This window comes from Thiorhodovibrio winogradskyi (genome assembly GCF_036208045.1).
GTDB lineage: Bacteria > Pseudomonadota > Gammaproteobacteria > Chromatiales > Chromatiaceae > Thiorhodovibrio > Thiorhodovibrio winogradskyi.
Genome location: NZ_CP121472.1, coordinates 4377695 through 4396433, shown reverse-complemented (window position 1 = coordinate 4396433; position 18739 = coordinate 4377695). Strand labels below are relative to the sequence as shown.

The following is an 18739-nucleotide window of genomic DNA, read 5'->3' as shown; positions in this document are numbered from 1 at the left end:
CTCGTGTTTGCCGCCCCACGCCTCGACCCCGCGAGGCCTTGGCCATCTACCACAACGGCCCCTCGCTCACGCCAGATCCCTCGCAGATGCGCCGCTACCGAGCCTGGCGGGTATAACAGAAGCGGCGTCGCGCCGTATCCCAGATCCAGCTCACCGACACCGCCAAGCTGTCGGCCGATGCCCTGGGCATGGTGGTGCGCTTCTCGGTGCGCTTCCTCGACCTGCGTGACGCGCTGCATGCGGTGAGTGCCGCCAAGGGCGATCAGGACACCAGCCTGCCCGAACGCTATCGCGCCTCGTTCGCGGCCTTTGTCGAACGCGCCATCGGCAGTGCCGGTGTCGACGAGGTCGCCACCCGGTTTGCCCGCAACATCGCCAACGGACGCTGGCTCTGGCGCAATCGCACCTTAGCGCGCGCCCTCTCCATCACCACCACCCTAGAGTTCAATGGCAACGGCCACACGCTGAGCTTTGATGCGCTCTCGATCCCGACCCGGCATTTTGACGGCTACGCTGAGCGTGAGCGCAGCCTCGCCGGCGCCATCGCCGACGGACTCAATGGCCGCGCCAAGACCTCGATCCTGGTCGAGGCATTGGTCGACTTCGGTATCCCCGGTGCGGTGGAGGTGTTTCCCTCGCAAAGCTACGTCCCGGGCAAGCCGTCCGGCTTTGCCCGCCCGCTCTACTGCGTCGGGCATCCTCAGCGCGCGCCCAGTGGCGTTAGCGAGGTCGACGGTGTACGCGTGATGGGACAGGCGGCCTTGCGCGATCAGAAGCTCACCAACGCGTTGCGCACCATCGACACCTGGTACCCGGGCTATGATCCCTTGGTGAATCGCCCGATCGCGATTGAGCCGAATGGCGCCTCGCTGCGCGAGCAGCGGTTCTTCCGCGTCAAGCACAGCTCCGCCTTTGAGCTGTCACGCCAGCTCAATGTCCTCGACCCAAACACGCCAGATGGGATGTATATGCTCGGCGTCCTGGTCCGGGGTGGTGTCCTCTCCAGCGCCAAGGAATGAGCATGCAGCCGCGTTTCTGTATCGATCTCGCGCTGCGCTCCAGTCCGCGCCTGCCCTTGCCGGCGGCCGCCTCCGAGGCACTCAAGATGCTGCATGACGGCTTCCAACAACGGCCTGGGCACTATGCGCTGGCCTTGCCGAACGCGCCAGAGCGCGCACTCAGCCGATTGCGTGTGTTTGCCGGTTCAGTCTTGGAACTGGAATCACTGGCCTTTCGCGCGCGCCATCTCCCGGCGCGGATCAGCGATGTGATCGAGGTCCCTGAGCACTACGACGGCCCCTGGATGCGCTATCACCGCTTCCGCATCCCAAGCCGTAAGTCCGATGTCAGCGGCCCCTGGCTGACGCTGGGGCAGCCGACCGACGCGCGCGCCCTCAACAAACTCGAGGGTATGCCCCGAGAACGACGGATGCGCCAGGCGCTCGCGGCGCGCTTGCCCTACTTCGAGCTGCAGAGCGCAAGCACCCGACAAGCGTTCCGCTTGATCGTTGAGCCCATCGCGGCCGAGGGGCCGATCACCGCTGACCCTGAGCCGGATGGCTTCGGGCTGTCTGTGACAACACGCCCCTTTGCCTTGCCATCGGCGTCGCGATTGTCGGGATGGGCATGACATCCCCCCCTACCCCATCAGTGATCCCGGCGGTGTTTCTTCAGCCAGGCCTCGATCGTGGCAGGATCAAATCGCGAAAACACGTCCTCTGCATCAAGCCCCTTGAGCCGCTCCTCTGGATCAAGCCCCTTGAGCCGATCCTCAGGCTCAAGCCCTTTGAGCCGCTCCTCTGGGGCGTAGCACTGCAGCACCTCATCAGGATCGAGCTTGCGGATGGAGTCCTTCAACCACTCGTGGGCTTCGCGTTGCATGTCTTCAAAGGTGTGGGCCATGGTGCCGTCTCCGAGCAGGTGGTGGGCGAGGAGGCTGTAGAGGTGCAGGCCGATCTCGCTGTGGGGATGATACTGCTGCAGCGCAGCGCGTTGCTGCGCTTTGTTGCTGCAGAACAGCCGCCAAGGGGCGTTGTGCGGCAGGTCGCGCAGATCGTTGATGACGATGAGGCGGACCTCGCGAGTGCCGGCGCGGAGTGTGTAGAGACCGGGCTGTTGGCCTCTTTGACAACTGCCCGGTGGGAGTTGTTTGATCAGCTTGCGTGGAAAATGGGTGGCCACGGCGTAGCTGCGGAAGTCGGCGGCGGGGAGCAGCCGATAGGCCGTATCGGGTTCGCTGACGGGTTGCTGATCGCGGGCGTCTCCCGCTGGCGATTGTGGTGAGCGCTGATCGGTGTCGCTGACGGGGTGCTCATCGCGGATCGGCCGTTGTGGCAGGCGCGCGGGCTGATGTGGCAGGGCGCGGATCGAGGCGAGCTTGCGGTAGGTGACGTAGTGGCTATTGAGCTCTTCCAGCGCCCAGGCGTCATAGGGCGCGCCGGCGGCTTTGAAGCTGAGCAGATTGTGCGCGGCGAGGTCTTCGAGGCCATCGGGGCGTTCAAGGTCGTTGGGATGGAACTCGGGTGCGGGCAGCACGTTCCGCGCCTGGTGTGGCGCGTTGGTGCGCTCGAGGTGCCCGCCGGCGACCCTGCGGCGAGGGTCGCTGCCGTCGCTGCCTGCCGCCGGGGCTTGCTCGATGATCAGCACATCCAGGCGTTGGCTGCGCAGGGCGAGCTCTTCTTCGGTGCTGACGCTGTACGGCAGCCCGATCAGCGCGTCGGTGAGGGCTTTGCCGAGCAGTTCATGCCAGGGGATGCGGGGGTCGCGGCTCATGCCGAGAGTCTAGCCGATGCGCGGCTGAGGGTGGGAGGGGCTTTGGCTGCTGCGATCCTTGGGCTATTCGGTAAACTGTCACTGGAATTCCCAGCGGGTGTGACCAATGGCGGCGACCGGGCCGCTGGATTCATAGTCGCCGAGCTTGGCGGCAAGATTCTTGAGCTTGCCGACGGCCTTGAAGCAGCGCAGACCCTCGCTGCCCAGCCCCGCCACGCCGGCGGAGTCGTCGCCGCGATATTCCAGCTCGCGCAGGCCGCGCAGGCCGTGCAAGAGGCGCGCGATGGCGGGTTGGGTGCCGATGTAGCCGACGATGCCGCACATGATCTTAATTCCCTGGTTTCGTTGCTGGGAGGGGCGCCATCGTCTCAGGTTTCGGCCAGCAGCGCGCACTGAGCGCGGAGAGCTTGCGGTCCGGTTCCGTCACGGCGCGCACAAAGCCGCGCACCTGCACCGCCTTGCCTGCCATGTCCGGTGCGAGGCTAAACGCATGCACCGGCGAGGGCTCATACCAGCGCACTTGAACTTTCTGACCGTCCACAAGTAGATAGAAGGCGTATTCCAGTGTGCCCTCCAAGACGCCCGGCAATCGCTCGCAGCGGCCGCTGACCTGCCCGTTTTCCGCTTGCGCAAAGACCCGCAGCGGAATCGCCAGGATCTGGCGGATGTCGGCGTCGGTCAAGACGTAAGGCATCGGCGCGCCGCTCGCGCACGTCGGCTCCGCGACAGCGGTGGCGGTCAGCATCACCGCATCGCCGGAGCTGATTGCCGGGATCGGCAGGAAGGCGCGCCGCCCCGGCGTCTTGGTCTGCGCCACGGCTTTGCCATTGACGCTCAGCGTCAGGTTCCAGCCCGGGTGCTGGCCGGTGCCGAGCGATGCCTCGCCGAGCTGGATGAGAACCTCCAACTGCGCTGGATGCACCCACAGCGCAAGCGTCGCGGTGGTTGGCTCCGGCAGCGTGGCCGCGAGCGTGAGCGTCTGGCTGCCGATCTCGGCTTGCGTCCCGTCCGGCGCGAACCGCGGTGGGCGCTCCGCCAGGGAAAAGCTCCACCAGTGATGCACCGCCGCAGCCGACTCCACCCGCAGCGTGCAAGGACCGCGTGACCCGCGCAGACGCTGCTGCTGAGCCAGACTCAGCGCTTGGCCGCCGGTTTGAATCCACAGGGTGCGATGGCGCTGCGCATCATAGAGCGACACCGCACCCGCCAACGCACCCCAATAAAGCGCGGCCTCTGCGTGCCAGTGATACAGCGGCTTGGCGCCCGTTGCCGTCAGCACGGTATCGCAGACCACCAGATGCGTCTGGCCCAGTCGCCAGAGGGTGCGCGTCACGGTCTCGGCACCCGCCTCGGGCGGATAGCAGGCGGTCAGATCCAGCACCGCGAACGCGCCCTCTGGCGCAGGATTGGCCAGGGTGCCGGCATGGATCAGGCAAGCCGCCTTGTGCGTCTGCGCATGGCCATTGATCACCGGCGTGTTGTGCGCCACCGCGCCCAGCGTAAAGTCGCGCTCCGAGGTCTTGAGGTATTGCTGATAGCCAGGGTCAGTGATCCACCACTGCCCGGCGTGCCCCATCAGCAGGGTACCGCTGTCGGCCTGGATGTGATGCATGGGCGAGCGACAACAGGCGATCACGCCGCTCAGATCATCATCACCCAGTCCACTCGCCAGGGTGATGGCGGCATTGCTGCGCAGCGGTGCCGAGCGACAGGCCAGCGCCTGCCGGTCGACCGGGTTTGTGCGCGCCTGGGCGCGCAGGCACAGGGCATCCGCGCGCAACCGCTCGGGCGGGATCGCCTCCAGCAAGGCCTCGCGGAGCGGGCTGACGCTGAACGCCTGCAAGCGCGCCAAGGCCGACCAGACAAAGGGCATCTCCTGCGCCTCCACGTCGCCGATCTCCGCCGAGCGCCAAAGGGCACCGGGACAGGCCTGCCCGAGCGCCTGGCGTTCCAGATCCGCCAGACCGGGATGGTGAATCAGCGCCTCGCGCACGGACGTCGGCTGCATCGTCAGCCAAGTCAGGGCGAAATGGGCCAGATAGCCATCGTAGGAGAGTCCCTCGGTCAATCCGTCGGCACACAGCGTCAGTCGGGCCTCGAACAGCGCCTGAAACCGCGCCGACAGCTCCTGCTTGGCGGGATGACCCACCACGTCTGCCGCAAACGCTAATGCGGCCTGAGCGATCAACGGAATATTGTGCAGCGACTGATGGGGATTGGGGGCATCGAGCAATGCCTGGGCCGAATCCACGGCGGACACGGCTTTTGGCACCCGCGTCAGGCCCTCCTCAATCGCTCGGTGCAGTGCGGATTGGAGCCGGCGCCGGGTCGCATCCGCCAGCCACGTCCAGTCCCGCACGGCCAGTGCCATGAGCTGCACGGCTTGGGCGAATGGTCGGTCCAGGGGCTGAACCGCGGTGTAACGCGACCACTGGGCCAGTGCTTCCAGATCCTGGTTGCACTGGTGGCTTGCCGACGGCCTTGAAGCAGCGCAGCCCCTCGGGCGCAAGCACGGCGAGGCCGGCGGAGTCGTAGCCGCGATATTCCAGCTCGCGCAGGCCGTGCAGAAGGCACGCGACCGCAGGTTCAGTGCCGATGTAGCCGACGATGCCGCACATGGAGGAGATTGCTCAGGCTTTGACGATGTGCGGTGCAGGTTCGCGATAGCGCCCGCGCGTATCGATGATCAAGGGCGCGTGGGTCTTGATCAGTTCATAGTCGAAGCGATCATGATCGGTCGCCAGCAGCACGCAATCGGTGGCGGCCAGACTCTCTGGTGTCAAGGGCACGGATTCCAGGTCGAAGTCATGCTTGCGGGTCGGCACAAAGCTAGGCACATGCGGATCGGAGTAGCTGATCACGGCTCCGCGCTTCTGCAGCAGTTCCATCAACTCCATGGAGGGCGACTCGCGGCGGTCATCGACGTTTTTCTTGTAGGCAATCCCTAAGATCAGGATGCGGGCGCCCTTGACCGCCTTGCCGCGGTCGTTAAGGGCATCGACGACCTTGCTGACCACCCACTTGGGCATGTTGGTGTTGACCTCGCCAGCCAGCTCGATGAACCGGGTACTGAGGCCATATTCGCGTGCCTTCCAGGTCAGATAGAAGGGGTCGATGGGGATACAGTGGCCACCGAGGCCGGGGCCGGGATAGTAGGGAGTGAAGCCGAAGGGTTTGGTGGCGGCGGCGCGGATGACCTCGTGGATGTCGATATCCATGCGGTCGCAGACGATTTTAAGCTCATTGACCAGGCCGATGTTGACGGCGCGATGGATGTTTTCCAGCAGTTTGGTCATCTCGGCGGCGCGGGTAGAGCTGAGGGTGACGACCTGATCGATCACCTGCCCGTAGAGCGCCTCGCCCACGGCGGTACAGGCGGAGGTGACGCCACCGAGCACCTTCGGGATAGTGCGGGTGGTGAATTGGGGATTGCCGGGATCTTCGCGCTCCGGGGAGAACACCAGGAAAAGGTCTTCGCCGACCGTTAAGCCGGTGGATTCCAAGCGCGGACGCAGTTCTTCGTCGGTGGTGCCGGGCCAGGTAGTGCTTTCGAGGGAGACGACCTGCCCGGGGCGCAGATTGGGCACGATGGCCTCGGTGGTGGCGATCACGAAGCTCAGATCCGGCTCGCGGTATTTGTTCAGCGGGGTCGGCACGCAGAGAATGAGCGCATCGCAGTCGCGAGCGCGGCTGAAGTCCGTGGTTGCCTGAAACCCCTGCGTGAGAGCTCCGGCGATAGACTCAGCGCGGATGTGCTCGATGTAGGACTCGCCGGCGTTGAGCTTGTCGGTCTTGGCGGGATCGATATCGAAGCCGAGTACGCGGTAGCCGACTTCGCTGAAGCGCAGCATGAGCGGGAGGCCGACATAGCCGAGACCGAGGATGCCGATGAGGGCTTCGTGTTGAGTTAATCGCTGAGATAAATTCGTAAAAAGCATTGTATTGGACATATATTCTCTCGGGAAATCCGCGCTTGCGACTTTCTGTTGGGTTTGGATGCGGGTGGCCGCCTTCGGCGACCCGGTACTGAAGGAGCACTTCCCACGGCCGACCCAACCTTTAATAGTAAATATCGCTGAGGATCTTTATCGCGTGGATCATTTATGCCCCGCACGCAGAAACTGCTCTTTTAAAGAAATATTGCCATAACTTTCGGTCAAGTCTATAAACTCAAATGTACATGACGTTGATTTTTGCATCAAGAACTGTGAATAGGGAAGAGCATAGACTCTTGCGCCAACCGCCTCCGCGAAATAAACGGCGAATGGAAATACGAGAGTAGGCTCATATTCTATTCCATGTTGCCATATCGTTCTAGAAAAGTCGTCCCCTCCGATCCATCCGCCTTCCTTTACCTTAGGGTAGATCGACACAAGATCAATCGTGATTCCTCTGAGCGTGTGATCGCCATCGATATATGCCAAATCAATCTTGCCATCAGGCAATTGCTCTACTACCTCTGTTGTCTTACCGCGCAACACAATCCTTTTGCCTTCTGCAAACTCGGTTCTTCGTAGCGTTTCAAGGTAGAATTTCTCGAATACTTCATTTTCTTTATTAGCTGGCTTGTTCCAATCATCCAAGTGACGCCAAGGGTCAACCATCCAATAGCTTTTGATTTTATTTTCAGCCAACAACATTTGCTCAGCAAACTGACCTCTAAATACGCCTACCTCAAGTATCGATTCAATTTCAAACTGTTTTACGAAAGTCTTCCAGAACTCCAGTCGATTGGATGATTGCAAAGTGGATTCAAGAAGTATTTGTGAAGTAGAGGACATCGCATCGGCCTTTATGTTGGATGTAGACTGGAATTTGGGTATAAATTAGGATCGAAGTTTTCCGCTTAGGCTCGGTTAAAACTGCTCGATATGTCTTCCAACAATTCACGACAGGGCCTTGATCCGCCTACCTCAAATTGTTGTGGTCTGCCTCAAAGGCTTGCTTCACTCTAATATTTCTGGAAACCCTTTTTTTAGCAATGGAAAGCCGCTATTGTGAGTGAGAAGCAAAGGTCATCGCATACAAGATGTAGAAGCAGACGGACCTAGCCGCCCACCCCCTTTAAACAATAAAGATAGTCACTTTTTTCAAAATTTTCGTCGAACTTAATCGTTTTTTTCGGAAAAAGGATTAAGCCCACAATCTTTTATTTATAGTTCAGAGAAAAACACTAATCACAGCCTGCTCATACAGCCGAAGTTTAACTTGATTCATTCGACACGGACCCATCTTTGACAGATTTGTTTACATCATGTACGGTGACTGTCAAGGTAGTTGTCGCATGCCCCATCTTTTCACCCGGTTATTTTGACCGGCGTGCTCTCGGGCTCCCGCTCCGGGTTGAGCGAGACGACCTCGATGGGTTCCCAGTTGCGGGTCTTGCCACTCCAGCGCTCCGGATGGGCCTCGCGAGCCGCCTGGTTAAGGGCATGGCGCTGAGCCAGGATGGCCCGATCCTCACCGCGATGACGCTCCTCAGGGGTCACGAAGCGGATGGCGCTATGCCGATGCTCGGTGTTGTACCAAACCACGAAGTCCTGCACCCAGCGCTGAGCCGCCTCCAGGCTGTCGAAGCCGTTGACGGGATAGCTCGGAACGTACTTACAGGTGCGAAACAAGGCCTCGGAGTAGGCATTATCGTTACTCACCCGAGGACGGCTGTAGGACGGCGTGATGTTCAGCGCATGCAGCGTCTCCAGCAGTGTGGCGCCCTTGAACGGACTGCCGTTATCGGCATGCAGCACCAGTGGCTGATCGATCAGTTCCTCGGCCAACACCGCCCACCGGATGACCAGGCTGGCGTGATGCGCCGACTCGGCATGGAACACCTCCCAGCCGACGATCTTGCGGCTGTAGAGATCGAGGATCATCACCAGGTAGAAGAACAGGCCTTTGACCGGTCCCGGCAGCCAGGTACAGTCCCAGGACCAGACCTGATTGGGTGCGCAGGCGTGGAAGGTCGTTGGCCTGGGATGGGACTTGGCGGGCTTGGCACGACCACGATGGGCCAGCTCCCCATGGCGGCGCAGCACCCGGTAGAAGCTCGATACCGAGGCGATATAGCGGTGTTCCTCATCGAGCAGTCGCGCGACGATCTGCTCGGGCGGCAGGCTGGCGAAGTCAGGGCGATGGCAGACCGCCAAGATCGCCTGCTCTTCCTCCGGCGTCAGGGCATTCGCTGGCGTTGGACGCTCGGCGAGCGGACGTCGGTCCTCGCCGACCTCGCCCTCGCGCGTCCAACGCTGGACGGTGCGAGCACTCAGGCCCAAGAGCGCGCAGGCGGGTTCCAGACGCGCCCCGTTGGCGCAGGCCTCGTTGATCAGCTCAACGGCGTTGCGGCGATCTGTGGCGCTGATCATCACGCCTCGTCCCCCCAGATCACCGCGGCTTTTTTTGACAAGGCCAACAGCGCCGCCGTCTCCGCCAGGGCCGCGTTCTTGCGGCTGAGTTCGCGTTCAAGCTCACGGATGCGGGCGCGCTGCGTCTTCGCCACCTGTGCCTCGCCATGGCGGGCCTGCTGGGAGCGGTTGCCGGCCTGCTCACAGTCACCGCGCCAGGCGGCCAGCTGCTCGGGATACAGCCCCCGACGGCGACAGTACTCGGCGCTCTGCTCGGCGTTCATCGCCGCCGTCTCGAGCACCGCGGCAAAGCGATCCTTCGAGGACCACTGCTCAGCGCCCTGGGCGTTGGCAGCGGGTAGGCACTGCCCCTTGGCACGCGCCTCGGCTCGCCACTTGTACACGGTGGCTAAGGACAACCCTTCCTGTTCCGCCACCTCCTGGGGGCTCAGGCTCTGCGGTGGCAGCAGTTTGGCCACGACAGCGGCGCGGCGTTCTTGGGAATATCGAGGCATGATGTGCTCCTCTCGCCCTCAAAGATTCTTAAGAATCGTAACAGGGGTAGGCGACACGTATCCTGACACTGAGGGTGTATTACCCACTTTACCAAACCTTCTTTAAGGGTAACTACTACCTGCGCAAATTGCCACATGAATCTATGGTTTCGCTGATAAATGTGCACCCTCGAGGTATGCTGACACAAACTCAAAAACATAGAAGTATTATTATCAGAATATGGCTTCATGCTGACTTCGTTGCCAGTTTTTAACAATAACTTAGTTGGCTGAGCTTGAATCAGAACTGTAATATCACTGCCATACTGATCTTTAGTTTTTTGATAAGTATGCTGAATTGTGTCAATATAATTGTCGTGCATCCAGTCGTCGATATCATGCCTCGTCATAATGTCAATCTGTTCAGACTTTACCAAGCGGACAAGGCCATCATAGCCATCTAAAGCGATAAAAGGATAATCAATTTTCTTCCGTAACGCGTCTGTGTGCTTATTGTTAACAATCAATGCTACCTCAAAATTATTATTTGTTTGACTTTTCAGCGCAGGAATAAAGTAGTCATGAGAGACTCTTAGATATTGCTCTAATAGTTCCGCATCCGAAAACTCACATCTCGATACAATTAAATGTTTCATTGTATGCACCCAATTTCAGAATTAATCGCCAAGGTAGTTCCAGCATAAACCTCAGATAAATTCACGGGCCTTGATCGTCCGTCCAAAACCCGGCGCCGCCGGTGGTTTTCGGCAGTAATAGCAATAATATTTAGCTGCTTAGTATGGTTCCCGGACGGTCGCTGCGGCAGGTGGACGGACGATCAAGGCCAAAAAACCTAACGGTCGAACGTTGGGGGGATTCGATGATGTGGATGAGATATTTCAAGCAGCCCTTTTAAGTTGACGAAATTCGTATGACTGCAAGCCCCTAATTTTTCGTCAAGGTGCTTGCGGCATATCGCATGGTTTGGTGACTGCGAGAATAACCTGGCATCGTAAAGATCTAATGTTAAAAGTTGTTTTTATGCAACTTAAAAGGGCTGGATATTTCAAGTTGTACTACGCAGGATCGCCTTAATTAGAGCTTCTAATTCTTTTACTGAAAGTTCTGACTTTAAAAATTCTGCATCTAAGCTCGGCGCTTTTCTAAGTAAAAATTCTTTCTTAAAACCAAAATTATCACAAAGGTATGTTAGTCTTGCTCTGATTCGCGGCAGACATGATCTAGCGCATTCCGTGTTAGCGAGAAATTAGGCACCACCCCACTGGAATGGAAATGCTGCATGATCTTTCTCGTTTTAAAAATACTTACCCCAGATTTCCTTAGATAAACCCAACAACGTGTCGCCTCAAGATTTAGAGATTCCCCGAGAAATTTTTCATATTTTTCGATCTTAGGTACGTCTAGCAATCCACAGACAGAACAAAAATCCAGCCAGAGGCTACCTTCTGGGAAATTTGCCTTGTCAAACTGTCGGACATTGACAGAACCGAAAATATCGAAGTACTTTTGGATAAATGTTCTATATCTTGGTACTGGTGGGCAATCAAGGATCTGGCTAATTGTAATGGCTTCCCAGCCTTTCAAAAGTTGGTTTGAATAACTATTTGCCCACTCTTCAGCCGGTCTAACGTACGCGACAACCTTCGAATCATTGTAACCTTCAGAATCGAGGACACTTTTCAGTGTTGCGACTTCTTTAGGGTGCAGCAGAGAAAAACACTCTCCGATCAAGATGAGGTCTTTCTTTTTTTTTGAGGCGCGCCTGATCTCGCTTATAAAATACTTCCTTGCCTCATTTCTTTGTTCTGCGGTCCTATGTGACGGAATCCGGCCCCAATTCGTACCGCTACGGTAATAGTCTGGGTATTCGCCGGAAAAAGCCTGGCCAACCATAACCGAATGGTTTTCATCAGGTTTTGTAGAATAGTATGAAGTGCAAAGCGCTCTAGACTTTTCCATTTCGGCTAACGCACGTTGAAGAGATGTTGTACCGGTCTTATGCGGGCCTATGTTTATTATTACTTTCATGCTTTAGCATTTCTCAGGGTAAAGACCTAGCACGTGAATGTTCTGCGTGTTAGGTGAGAACATGGTCCCATCGCCTTCGACATTGGGAGGAAAACACCTACCTTTAGAGAATCTGCTCAATGCTAGTATTTTTCTTTTCCGCGACCAGCATGCCAGATTCTATCCTTTGAAGAGATTCCTTTGCTATTCTATCGCGTTCTATCGAACCTATTTTAGTATCCTCGGCACATGTCAAAGAATTTTTATGTACTGACCTGATAAACCATGGTTCCCGAGTGCTCGCAGTCTTTCTACCAAGATTCATTTTCATGATGCGTTCCTGGAAGTCAGTATCCTGGCCAACGCGTTCAGAATTGAAGAACCCCGCAGCCTCTAGAGTCCTATACGAGCAGAAAAACACTCCATGCGGCGCGCGTGGAATAATTTTCATGGAATTACTGCTACGGGCCCGATCTCCCATCGTTAGTACTTTCATAACGGATAATGCAATAGCGGAGATGGCGGGAGAAAATCGACCTTTCAGCCCAAGACTAAGGCACCCTACTAGCACAGCTTCTGCATGCTTTCGTTTCATACCAGCGCGAATTTTATCTAATAGATCTGTATAGGGAAGCGTACTGTAATTAACTGCAGACGCAATCAGCTCTTCGTCAATATCTAATGCCCGCACCCTTAGGATACCAGAAAATGAGTGCTTGGCGAATTCCCGATTATAGAGTTCGTAATAATAGTTTAAAAAACCGGGTGTTATGATATCATCTGCATCAAAAAATAACACTAAGCTATCGCGACGAACAATCTTGTGAAGCAGTGAGTTTTTTAGAATGTACGTGCCAACGTTTTTGCGGCTGAAATAAAATTTTGCGTGCCCTTGATATCGCCTGGTAAGTTCTTGTGCTTTTTTCAGTGTTTTCCTGCACCCATCAACCCCAACAAGAACGGTCATATTTTCGATTCTTTTATTTTCTGAAAAGAAAATGGAATCTAGGCAGCGCTCCAGAAACTCTGCCGCATTAAACGCAGTAATCACGACGACAAAAGGAGGGTTTTCTTTTAATGAGATTTCTAACTTATCATCTCTTTTGCCATAGCCGTCTTGTTTTTCTCTTTGTAGTCCTGTTAATTTTTCATTAAGCCAAACAACGTCTTTTGTAATCTCACTAAGATATCTTGCTGCTCGGTAGTCCGCGCGCTTCCAGGGCTCCCATTTGGGTTTATACTTAGCAGAATGGCAGTATCCAATAGTTGACATGTCACGACATACTGGGATGCGCTTACTCCAGTTCTCGTCGCTAGGGACTATCCGTTTTGGAAAGACTACGCGCCAGAAAATTAACTCTGCTTTTAGTTCAGAAATCACATTGGATAGCATCTGTAGCGAATCAGCGCGGAGGAAGCGATCATCATCATCAAGATAGATAACAAAACCGAGATTCACCCAGCTAAGCAAATCGCCAAAATAGGAATTAAAAGGGAAGTAAATTCCATAGTCATCTCCGTCTGGTTTAGTTCTTGGTTGACATATTACTTTATCTACTTCAACAATTGCACAAGGGTGACCTTTCACGTATTTTGTGCTCGCGACATCGTCCACTGAAACTAATATCCTATAATTCTTGTAAGACTGATCCTGGATTGATTTCACGCAATCGTGAAAATAGTTTGGCCGACCGCTTGTCCTTATTAAGATATTGAAAAATGGTTGGTTATCAACCCATTTTTGTCTTACTAAATCGACTAACTCCTCCTCTGTATGCGTTACGGCTATATTGGTTTTCGCAAACTTGTAATACCAGGAATAGAAAGAATTTATGTCTGGATCTAATTCATGAGCCATCCTCGAGTAAATTATATTCTCGCCCCCAAAATATGAGCAAAATATCCCTAAGCCCCCGTTAGATGATATAAACTTACTAGCTCCAGCGTAAAGCCTTAACTGGACTTCATTAACAGTCAACGTTGGATATAAACTACGAAGGTCTTTAAAATTTAGAATACCTCTTTTCTCGAAGTCTATTGAAAGATAGCTCTTAACGAAAGGTGCGTGATCCTCGTAATTATTGCCAAAATCTTCTGGATCGATATAAACGATTTGATATTTTTCCTGCAACATATCGAAAAGAGAAATTATGCAATTATTACCGAGAAAGTTGACGGGGGGGCCTGCCCACTCCATGTTTTTACGATTCGTTATTACGATAGTTTCCTTATCGAATTTGATAGCCTTTTCTTTGTAATATTCTTTTAAAGGCGGCGGACAAAAATGTTCCCAATCAAGTGACTCCTGATGAATATTAATGTTAGGGAAGCAGGCGGCCTTCAGTTTTTTTACGTTATCAAAACATCTCGCTTCTTCAATCTCGTAGTGATTTTCGGAAAAGAAATAAAGGGCCGACGTATCCTTGGCTGAGGTGGTAGACCTCAGAAGGCCCTTCTTGTGTAAGCTGTAAGCAAACGGCAAGGTAGCAATTAACTCATAGCCAAATTCAGGCAGTCCACTGTATATCGACAGGGTTCCATCTTCATGCTGTGTCAAATATTCATTGGTTAAATATTTTGTAGTACGCATCGCTGTTAATTTAATCAGAAAATTTTATAAAAAAGAGACCATGAGAACACTGGACCTTTTAATGTGGCGACTGCCGCAAGCGCTGTATGGCACTAACTACATTGAATTGTTAGAATGCATGCCTGCTTCTCGAACTCCAGGTATTCGGTGCGGGTAAATTGCAGGCAGCGCTGTTGGAGAAGAGTTTCCCATTGATGGACAATAGCGCGCTCGTCGTTGCGGAAGTAATCATCCATGACGATGTCGAACTTGCTGGCCGTGACCAAGTTGTCGAGCAACACCGGGAGCGCTGGATATCGCGCTTGTGTTCGAGTTGAGCCAGGTGGGCCATCGACCAGAACGAGGATACGAGCGTCGCTTTTGAGTTGTCGGCTGAGGGCGCACAGATGCGGTTGTACGTCGTAGTAGGGATAGACTTCGCCGTTGGCGGCATGGTAGGGGCTGAGCGGCGCGAGGACGAAGTTGACCTGCCCTTGCAGGCCAGCAGCGGCGAGGTGGGCCTGGGTCTCGGCGTAGTAGTGATCCAGGTGCTCAAAGGTTAGTAAAGGGCTTAGCGCGCGTTTGTGGGTAGCGGCGGTACGCTGAAGCGCACGGGCGATGATGAGCGTGGAGACGCCGGAGCCAAACTCGACGACGGCTTGGTAGTGTTGGGCCGCGATCTGCTTGATCAGCAGGAGGCCGACATCCGGGCTGATGGGCCAGCCGTGCATGGGGGGCAGGATGATGTCTTGCCCCATATAGGTTTGCAGGCGGACGAAGTCTTCGAGCTGAGCCAGTGTCTGTTTTTGTTGCTTGGCTTGCGCTTTCTTGAGTGCGCTCTCGGTGCGCTCGAGCTGGCTGTCGAGATAACGCTGCTCGGCCTCGGCGCCGCTGCTGAGCCGGAACTGGATTTGGTCCGGGTGTAGCCGCCCTTTCCCGGCGATGCGGATGGCGAAGGCCGCGCGATGATGATCGGCACTGGTGCGAAAGACGACCTCGGCCGCCCCGGCTTCGCTGGGGTATGAGTGCTTGTGGACTTTACCCGAACGGCTGTAGTCGAAGACCCAGAGGATGGGCGCTTGGCATTGGTCGCAGGGGATCTGCGCGCGCAGGCGGTAGATGCGATTGGGCGCGAGGCTGAAGGGCGCGGTGCCTGGGGCTTTGTCGAATGCGCCGCTGGGGTTGGTGACCAGATAGGCGGGCTTGCCGGATGGCGTCTGGTAGCTGAGGCCTTCGGCTTGTTGGTCTTGGAACCCCTCGGGGTGCTCGGTGTAGAACGGGAGCGGTTGCGACTGGCCGTTGTGCTCGAGCTGGGCGTGAAAGAGCGGGAGCGCGTTCTGTTCGGCGGGTTGGGTTTGCGGATGCGTGGCTGCGCTCGTGTTGGCCGGAGCGCGACCTCCAACGCTGCTTGTGGCTTGCGGGCCGGCTTTAGGGGTGTTCGCGCGAGCTGAACTTGGGCTGATCTTGGGCTGCGCCGCCGTTTTGGGCCGGTCTTGAGCGCTTTTTGACCTGTCTTGATCCCTGGTTTGCGAGCCAGACTGCGTGTGAGCCGTTTCTCGGCGCTGCGTTGCCGGTAGAGGCGTGGCCAGCGAGCGGCGGATAAGTTGCAGGTGATCGCTCGGGAGCAGGCAGTCGGCCGCAGGCGGGTCTTGTTGTTGCCGGGCCTGACCGTGAAACAAGCGCTTCATCGTCCGGGGTGGCGACGCGCTAGTGACGTTAGAAGCACTGTGCGTGCGAGCCATGGCGGTGGCGCGGCCGAGGCCGGGCAGCGCGTTGTCCATGAGTAAGCGTGCTAGCTGCTGTCGATCTGTGCCCCAGTTCAGCGCTTGCTGAAGTGTGGTGAGCGCTTGCATGCTGTGGCCGAGCCTTGCCTCGTTGACGGCAAGCGTCAGGGCTTGTTCGGCGCGATCTGGGCGTTCGGCCAAGACGGCGAGATCTGTCTTCATGCGCTAGCCGTTGCGGGCGAGCAGGAGGTGGGGTTGACCTTGAGCAGACGCTGGGGCATGAACAGGCACGCTAGGACCGTTTGTTGGTGCTTCTCGTGGTCCGCTCGGCTTGCCCGTTTGGGCGTTGGCTGCGGTGCCGATGCGTTTGGTTGTGGTCGAAGTCCATGGTCCTTGGAAGCGGCTTCAGTTTCTGAGCGTGTTTCGGCTGCTGACAGTGGGTTGGCTGCTGTTGGCTGGGCTTGCGTTCGCTTGCCGGTCAAAGATTGGGATGTTAGCACGGTTGGGGTGGGGGTGGGGGTTTATACGCAGTGGCCCCGAGGCCTTGCGGGTGCTCACCGGTGGCCCGCAGCTGGGAGGCGCCCCGCTGATCATCGACAGCGATGCGGAGCTGACTCTGCGCGCGCCGGTGCTCTGGCAGACCATCAGGCCGTCAGCGGATGAAGCGGGTAGCGCTTGAGGATGTGGCTGAAGGGTCCGTACAGCCAACTGGACCCCTTGGGTCGCCACAGGCGTGCATCGAGCATCCAAATCCGTCGCTGGGGTAAGCCAGGACGGCGAATCAAGCGGCCCAAGCCCTGGCGGAGCTGAAAGGCGGCGCGATCGCGCTCGGCAGTGACCAGGTAGGTCATGCGGGCTTGGTGCACGGAACTGCGCTCGGTGCCAAAGGGTACGCGCGGGATCACGAGGTCGGTGAGGAGAAAATCCTTGTCCGCCGGCAGGGTGGAATCGATACAGGTGGCCGCGCTGAGGTCGGTGCCGGTCCAGGCCGGTCCGCTGGCGAGCCAGAGGGGTCGCCCGCCATCGGTAAAACGGCGGATGTAGTGGGCATGCGCGGTACGAAACCCACTGCGGGCTTGTGTCATCAGGTCGGCGCCCAGGTATGGGTGCAATCGCTCAGCTAGGGCTGTGATGCTGTCGTAGCTGGTGAGCAGGACGAGGATGCCGCCTGCCGCGGTGCTGTGAATCGTGCGCAGCTGTTCTGCCAGGACATCGTGCCAGCGCTCCACGGCGGTCTGAAAGTCCGCTGTCGCCTGGTCATAGTCGCGCGCTTGCGGCGGGCGGAAGGCCTCGAGGTCGGTGGCTTGTGCGGGATGATAGAGCGGGACCTGATAGAGCCAGTTTGGCGCGACGGGCGGCAGTGGGACGATGCGTTCGGCGGGCAGGTGCAGGCTGCCCTGCAGGTAGCCGTGCGAAGGTTGACCGTGCATGGTGGGCAGATACAGGGTGGCTGAGACCAGTACGGCGGCTTCGAGGCGCTCCCAGAATTGGTTAAAGAACAGTCGCAGGGAGCGTGGCCCGGAGGTGAGCGTGGGGTAGCCGTAGGCCGGCGAGTAGCTGAGGGTGGCGCGGGTCTGGTCGGCGAGGATGGCGCGGGCCATGGCGGCGGCTTCTAGAATGGCCTCCGCGCCTTCGTCCGGGCATTTTTTCAGCAGCGGCTCGAGGGCGTCCAGGAGTGCCTTGGCGTAGTTTTTGAGCAGACTCCGGGCCTGCGCCTCATCGCGGACAGCCCCGTGTGTTTCCAACAACGGTCGTGAGGCGGTGAGGCGATCCATGAGCGTCTCGAGATCAGCATGCGCCTTGCGTGCGGCGGTAACGCCCTTGGTCTGCTGCCAGAGCGCTTCGTCGCGCAGGTGCCACAGCAATTCGCGCATCGCAACGGAGCGGGTGAAGGTGGCCTCGGCGACGCCAGCGAGCAGGTGCGCTTCATCGAGGATGAGATAGGGACGCTCGGGCAAAAGCGCGCCTTGACTGCGCGCATTCCAGACCAGCGCGGCATGGGAGGCGAAGACGACGCGTTCGCTGTCGCTGACACGCGCGCGCAGGGCCTGATAGGCACGGGCGCCGTCATCGGGTGTTTCTGGGCTGTCGATGGCTAATAGGGTGCGGGTGAGGCGGACGTTGGTGGCGGCGCAGCGCGGGGCAATCGCAACAAGATCCTCGTACAGATAGCTGATTGAGGGGTCGCTGTTGTGGAAGGCGCGGGTGGCGGGACGGGTGCATCCGGCGCCTTGTGCGATCCAGTCGGCGACGGCTTGGGCTTCGGCCTGAAGGTCTGCGCTGGCCATGGTGGCCTCGTCGATCCATTCGCGCAGCCGGTGGGTGCTGATAAAGGCGTCGAGGCCGAGATAGCAGTCGGCATGGGCGCCACTGAGCTGATGCCACTCGATGAGGAGTTGACCAAGAATCTGGATGGTTGGCGCGGCGACGATGACGCCTTCATCGCGATACTGTGCAGCCAAGGCGGCAATCACTCGCCCTTTTCCGAGTCCGGTACCGCCTTCGGCCAGGACGATGGGCTGCGTCTGCGTGAGCGCTTCGGTGATGGCGGCGTAAAAGCCAGCTTGCTCGGGGCGACCCTGAAATGGCTCGGCGGCATTGATGGGACCGTTGTGCGCGGATAAGGCGGTTAATGCTGGCCCTGTCGGCGCCGCTATTTGCCTGCTTTGCCATTGTGCCCAGGCCAAGCGACCGAGGTTGGGGATGGCCGCTTCCAAAGTGCCAAAGTGTGCGGCGAGTCGCGCGGATAAGCTGTGCGGCAGGCGAATTTGTACCTGCTCGGTGGGCATTTCAGTGTCTGGGATCGGCATG

13 protein-coding genes are annotated in these 18739 nt (G+C 57.4%); 2 read left to right on the top strand and 11 right to left on the bottom strand.

The genetic code is table 11. The features are described 5' to 3' along the window. Nucleotides 1–188: 188 nt before the first annotated feature. Both csy3 and Thiowin_RS20110 read left to right on the top strand, forming a co-directional pair. Complete coding sequence (csy3, locus tag Thiowin_RS20115) at nucleotides 189–1019, top strand: type I-F CRISPR-associated protein Csy3 (RefSeq protein WP_408034109.1); 831 nt, start codon at nucleotides 189–191, stop codon at nucleotides 1017–1019. A 2-nt stretch (nucleotides 1020–1021) separates the two neighbouring features. Further along, entirely contained in the window at nucleotides 1022–1630 is a 609-nt protein-coding gene (locus Thiowin_RS20110; protein ID WP_328984747.1) for a type I-F CRISPR-associated endoribonuclease Cas6/Csy4, read from the top strand. Nucleotides 1631–1647: 17 nt separating this feature from the next. Here the strand turns inward: Thiowin_RS20110 and Thiowin_RS20105 are convergent, their stop codons facing one another. The 11 genes from Thiowin_RS20105 to Thiowin_RS20055 all read right to left on the bottom strand — a co-directional run bounded on the left by Thiowin_RS20105 (nucleotide 1648) and on the right by Thiowin_RS20055 (nucleotide 18738). After that, nucleotides 1648–2772, bottom strand: a complete 1125-nt coding sequence (locus tag Thiowin_RS20105; protein WP_328984746.1) for a hypothetical protein — start codon at nucleotides 2770–2772, stop codon at nucleotides 1648–1650. A 78-nt stretch (nucleotides 2773–2850) separates the two neighbouring features. Next, complete coding sequence (locus Thiowin_RS20100; protein WP_328984745.1) at nucleotides 2851–3096, bottom strand: hypothetical protein; 246 nt, start codon at nucleotides 3094–3096, stop codon at nucleotides 2851–2853. A 4-nt stretch (nucleotides 3097–3100) separates the two neighbouring features. Beyond that, nucleotides 3101–5143: a heparinase II/III domain-containing protein gene (locus tag Thiowin_RS20095; RefSeq protein WP_328984744.1), complete on the bottom strand. Its 2043-nt coding sequence runs from the start codon at nucleotides 5141–5143 to the stop codon at nucleotides 3101–3103. Nucleotides 5144–5402: 259 nt separating this feature from the next. Beyond that, a complete protein-coding gene (locus tag Thiowin_RS20090; protein ID WP_328984743.1) occupies nucleotides 5403–6722 on the bottom strand; it encodes a nucleotide sugar dehydrogenase in 1320 nt (439 codons plus the stop codon). Between the two features lie 147 nt (nucleotides 6723–6869). After that, nucleotides 6870–7553, bottom strand: coding sequence for a class I SAM-dependent methyltransferase (locus Thiowin_RS20085; protein WP_328984742.1), 684 nt, complete (start codon nucleotides 7551–7553; stop codon nucleotides 6870–6872). A 516-nt stretch (nucleotides 7554–8069) separates the two neighbouring features. Beyond that, a protein-coding gene (locus Thiowin_RS20080; RefSeq protein WP_328984741.1) for an IS3 family transposase occupies nucleotides 8070–9628 on the bottom strand; the annotation gives its coding sequence in 2 pieces (ribosomal slippage) (nucleotides 8070–9163 and nucleotides 9163–9628; 1560 coding nt in all). Continuing rightward, on the bottom strand, nucleotides 9562–10263 hold the full coding sequence (locus tag Thiowin_RS20075) for a hypothetical protein (RefSeq protein ID WP_328984739.1): 702 nt from the start codon (nucleotides 10261–10263) through the stop codon (nucleotides 9562–9564). The genes Thiowin_RS20080 and Thiowin_RS20075 overlap by 67 nt, the downstream gene beginning before the upstream one ends. Nucleotides 10264–10816: 553 nt before the next feature. Beyond that, on the bottom strand, nucleotides 10817–11656 hold the full coding sequence (locus Thiowin_RS20070; RefSeq protein ID WP_328984737.1) for a sulfotransferase: 840 nt from the start codon (nucleotides 11654–11656) through the stop codon (nucleotides 10817–10819). 103 nt (nucleotides 11657–11759) lie between these two features. After that, nucleotides 11760–14225: a glycosyltransferase family A protein gene (locus tag Thiowin_RS20065; RefSeq protein WP_328984735.1), complete on the bottom strand. Its 2466-nt coding sequence runs from the start codon at nucleotides 14223–14225 to the stop codon at nucleotides 11760–11762. A gap of 92 nt (nucleotides 14226–14317) precedes the next feature. Next, a complete protein-coding gene (locus Thiowin_RS20060; protein WP_328984734.1) occupies nucleotides 14318–16150 on the bottom strand; it encodes a hypothetical protein in 1833 nt (610 codons plus the stop codon). A gap of 422 nt (nucleotides 16151–16572) precedes the next feature. Then, complete coding sequence (locus Thiowin_RS20055) at nucleotides 16573–18738, bottom strand: helicase C-terminal domain-containing protein (RefSeq protein WP_328984733.1); 2166 nt, start codon at nucleotides 18736–18738, stop codon at nucleotides 16573–16575. Nucleotide 18739 lies beyond the last annotated feature (1 nt).

Coding starts and splice junctions, on each gene's coding strand:
- csy3 (WP_408034109.1), top strand. CDS start 189: ATGGTGGTGCGCTTCTCGGTGCGCTTCCTCGACCTGCGTGACGCGCTG.
- Thiowin_RS20110 (WP_328984747.1), top strand. CDS start 1,022: ATGCAGCCGCGTTTCTGTATCGATCTCGCGCTGCGCTCCAGTCCGCGC.
- Thiowin_RS20105 (WP_328984746.1), bottom strand. CDS start 2,772: ATGAGCCGCGACCCCCGCATCCCCTGGCATGAACTGCTCGGCAAAGCC.
- Thiowin_RS20100 (WP_328984745.1), bottom strand. CDS start 3,096: ATGTGCGGCATCGTCGGCTACATCGGCACCCAACCCGCCATCGCGCGC.
- Thiowin_RS20095 (WP_328984744.1), bottom strand. CDS start 5,143: ATGGCACTGGCCGTGCGGGACTGGACGTGGCTGGCGGATGCGACCCGG.
- Thiowin_RS20090 (WP_328984743.1), bottom strand. CDS start 6,722: ATGTCCAATACAATGCTTTTTACGAATTTATCTCAGCGATTAACTCAA.
- Thiowin_RS20085 (WP_328984742.1), bottom strand. CDS start 7,553: ATGTCCTCTACTTCACAAATACTTCTTGAATCCACTTTGCAATCATCC.
- Thiowin_RS20075 (WP_328984739.1), bottom strand. CDS start 10,263: ATGAAACATTTAATTGTATCGAGATGTGAGTTTTCGGATGCGGAACTA.
- Thiowin_RS20070 (WP_328984737.1), bottom strand. CDS start 11,656: ATGAAAGTAATAATAAACATAGGCCCGCATAAGACCGGTACAACATCT.
- Thiowin_RS20065 (WP_328984735.1), bottom strand. CDS start 14,225: ATGCGTACTACAAAATATTTAACCAATGAATATTTGACACAGCATGAA.
- Thiowin_RS20060 (WP_328984734.1), bottom strand. CDS start 16,150: ATGAAGACAGATCTCGCCGTCTTGGCCGAACGCCCAGATCGCGCCGAA.
- Thiowin_RS20055 (WP_328984733.1), bottom strand. CDS start 18,738: ATGCCGATCCCAGACACTGAAATGCCCACCGAGCAGGTACAAATTCGC.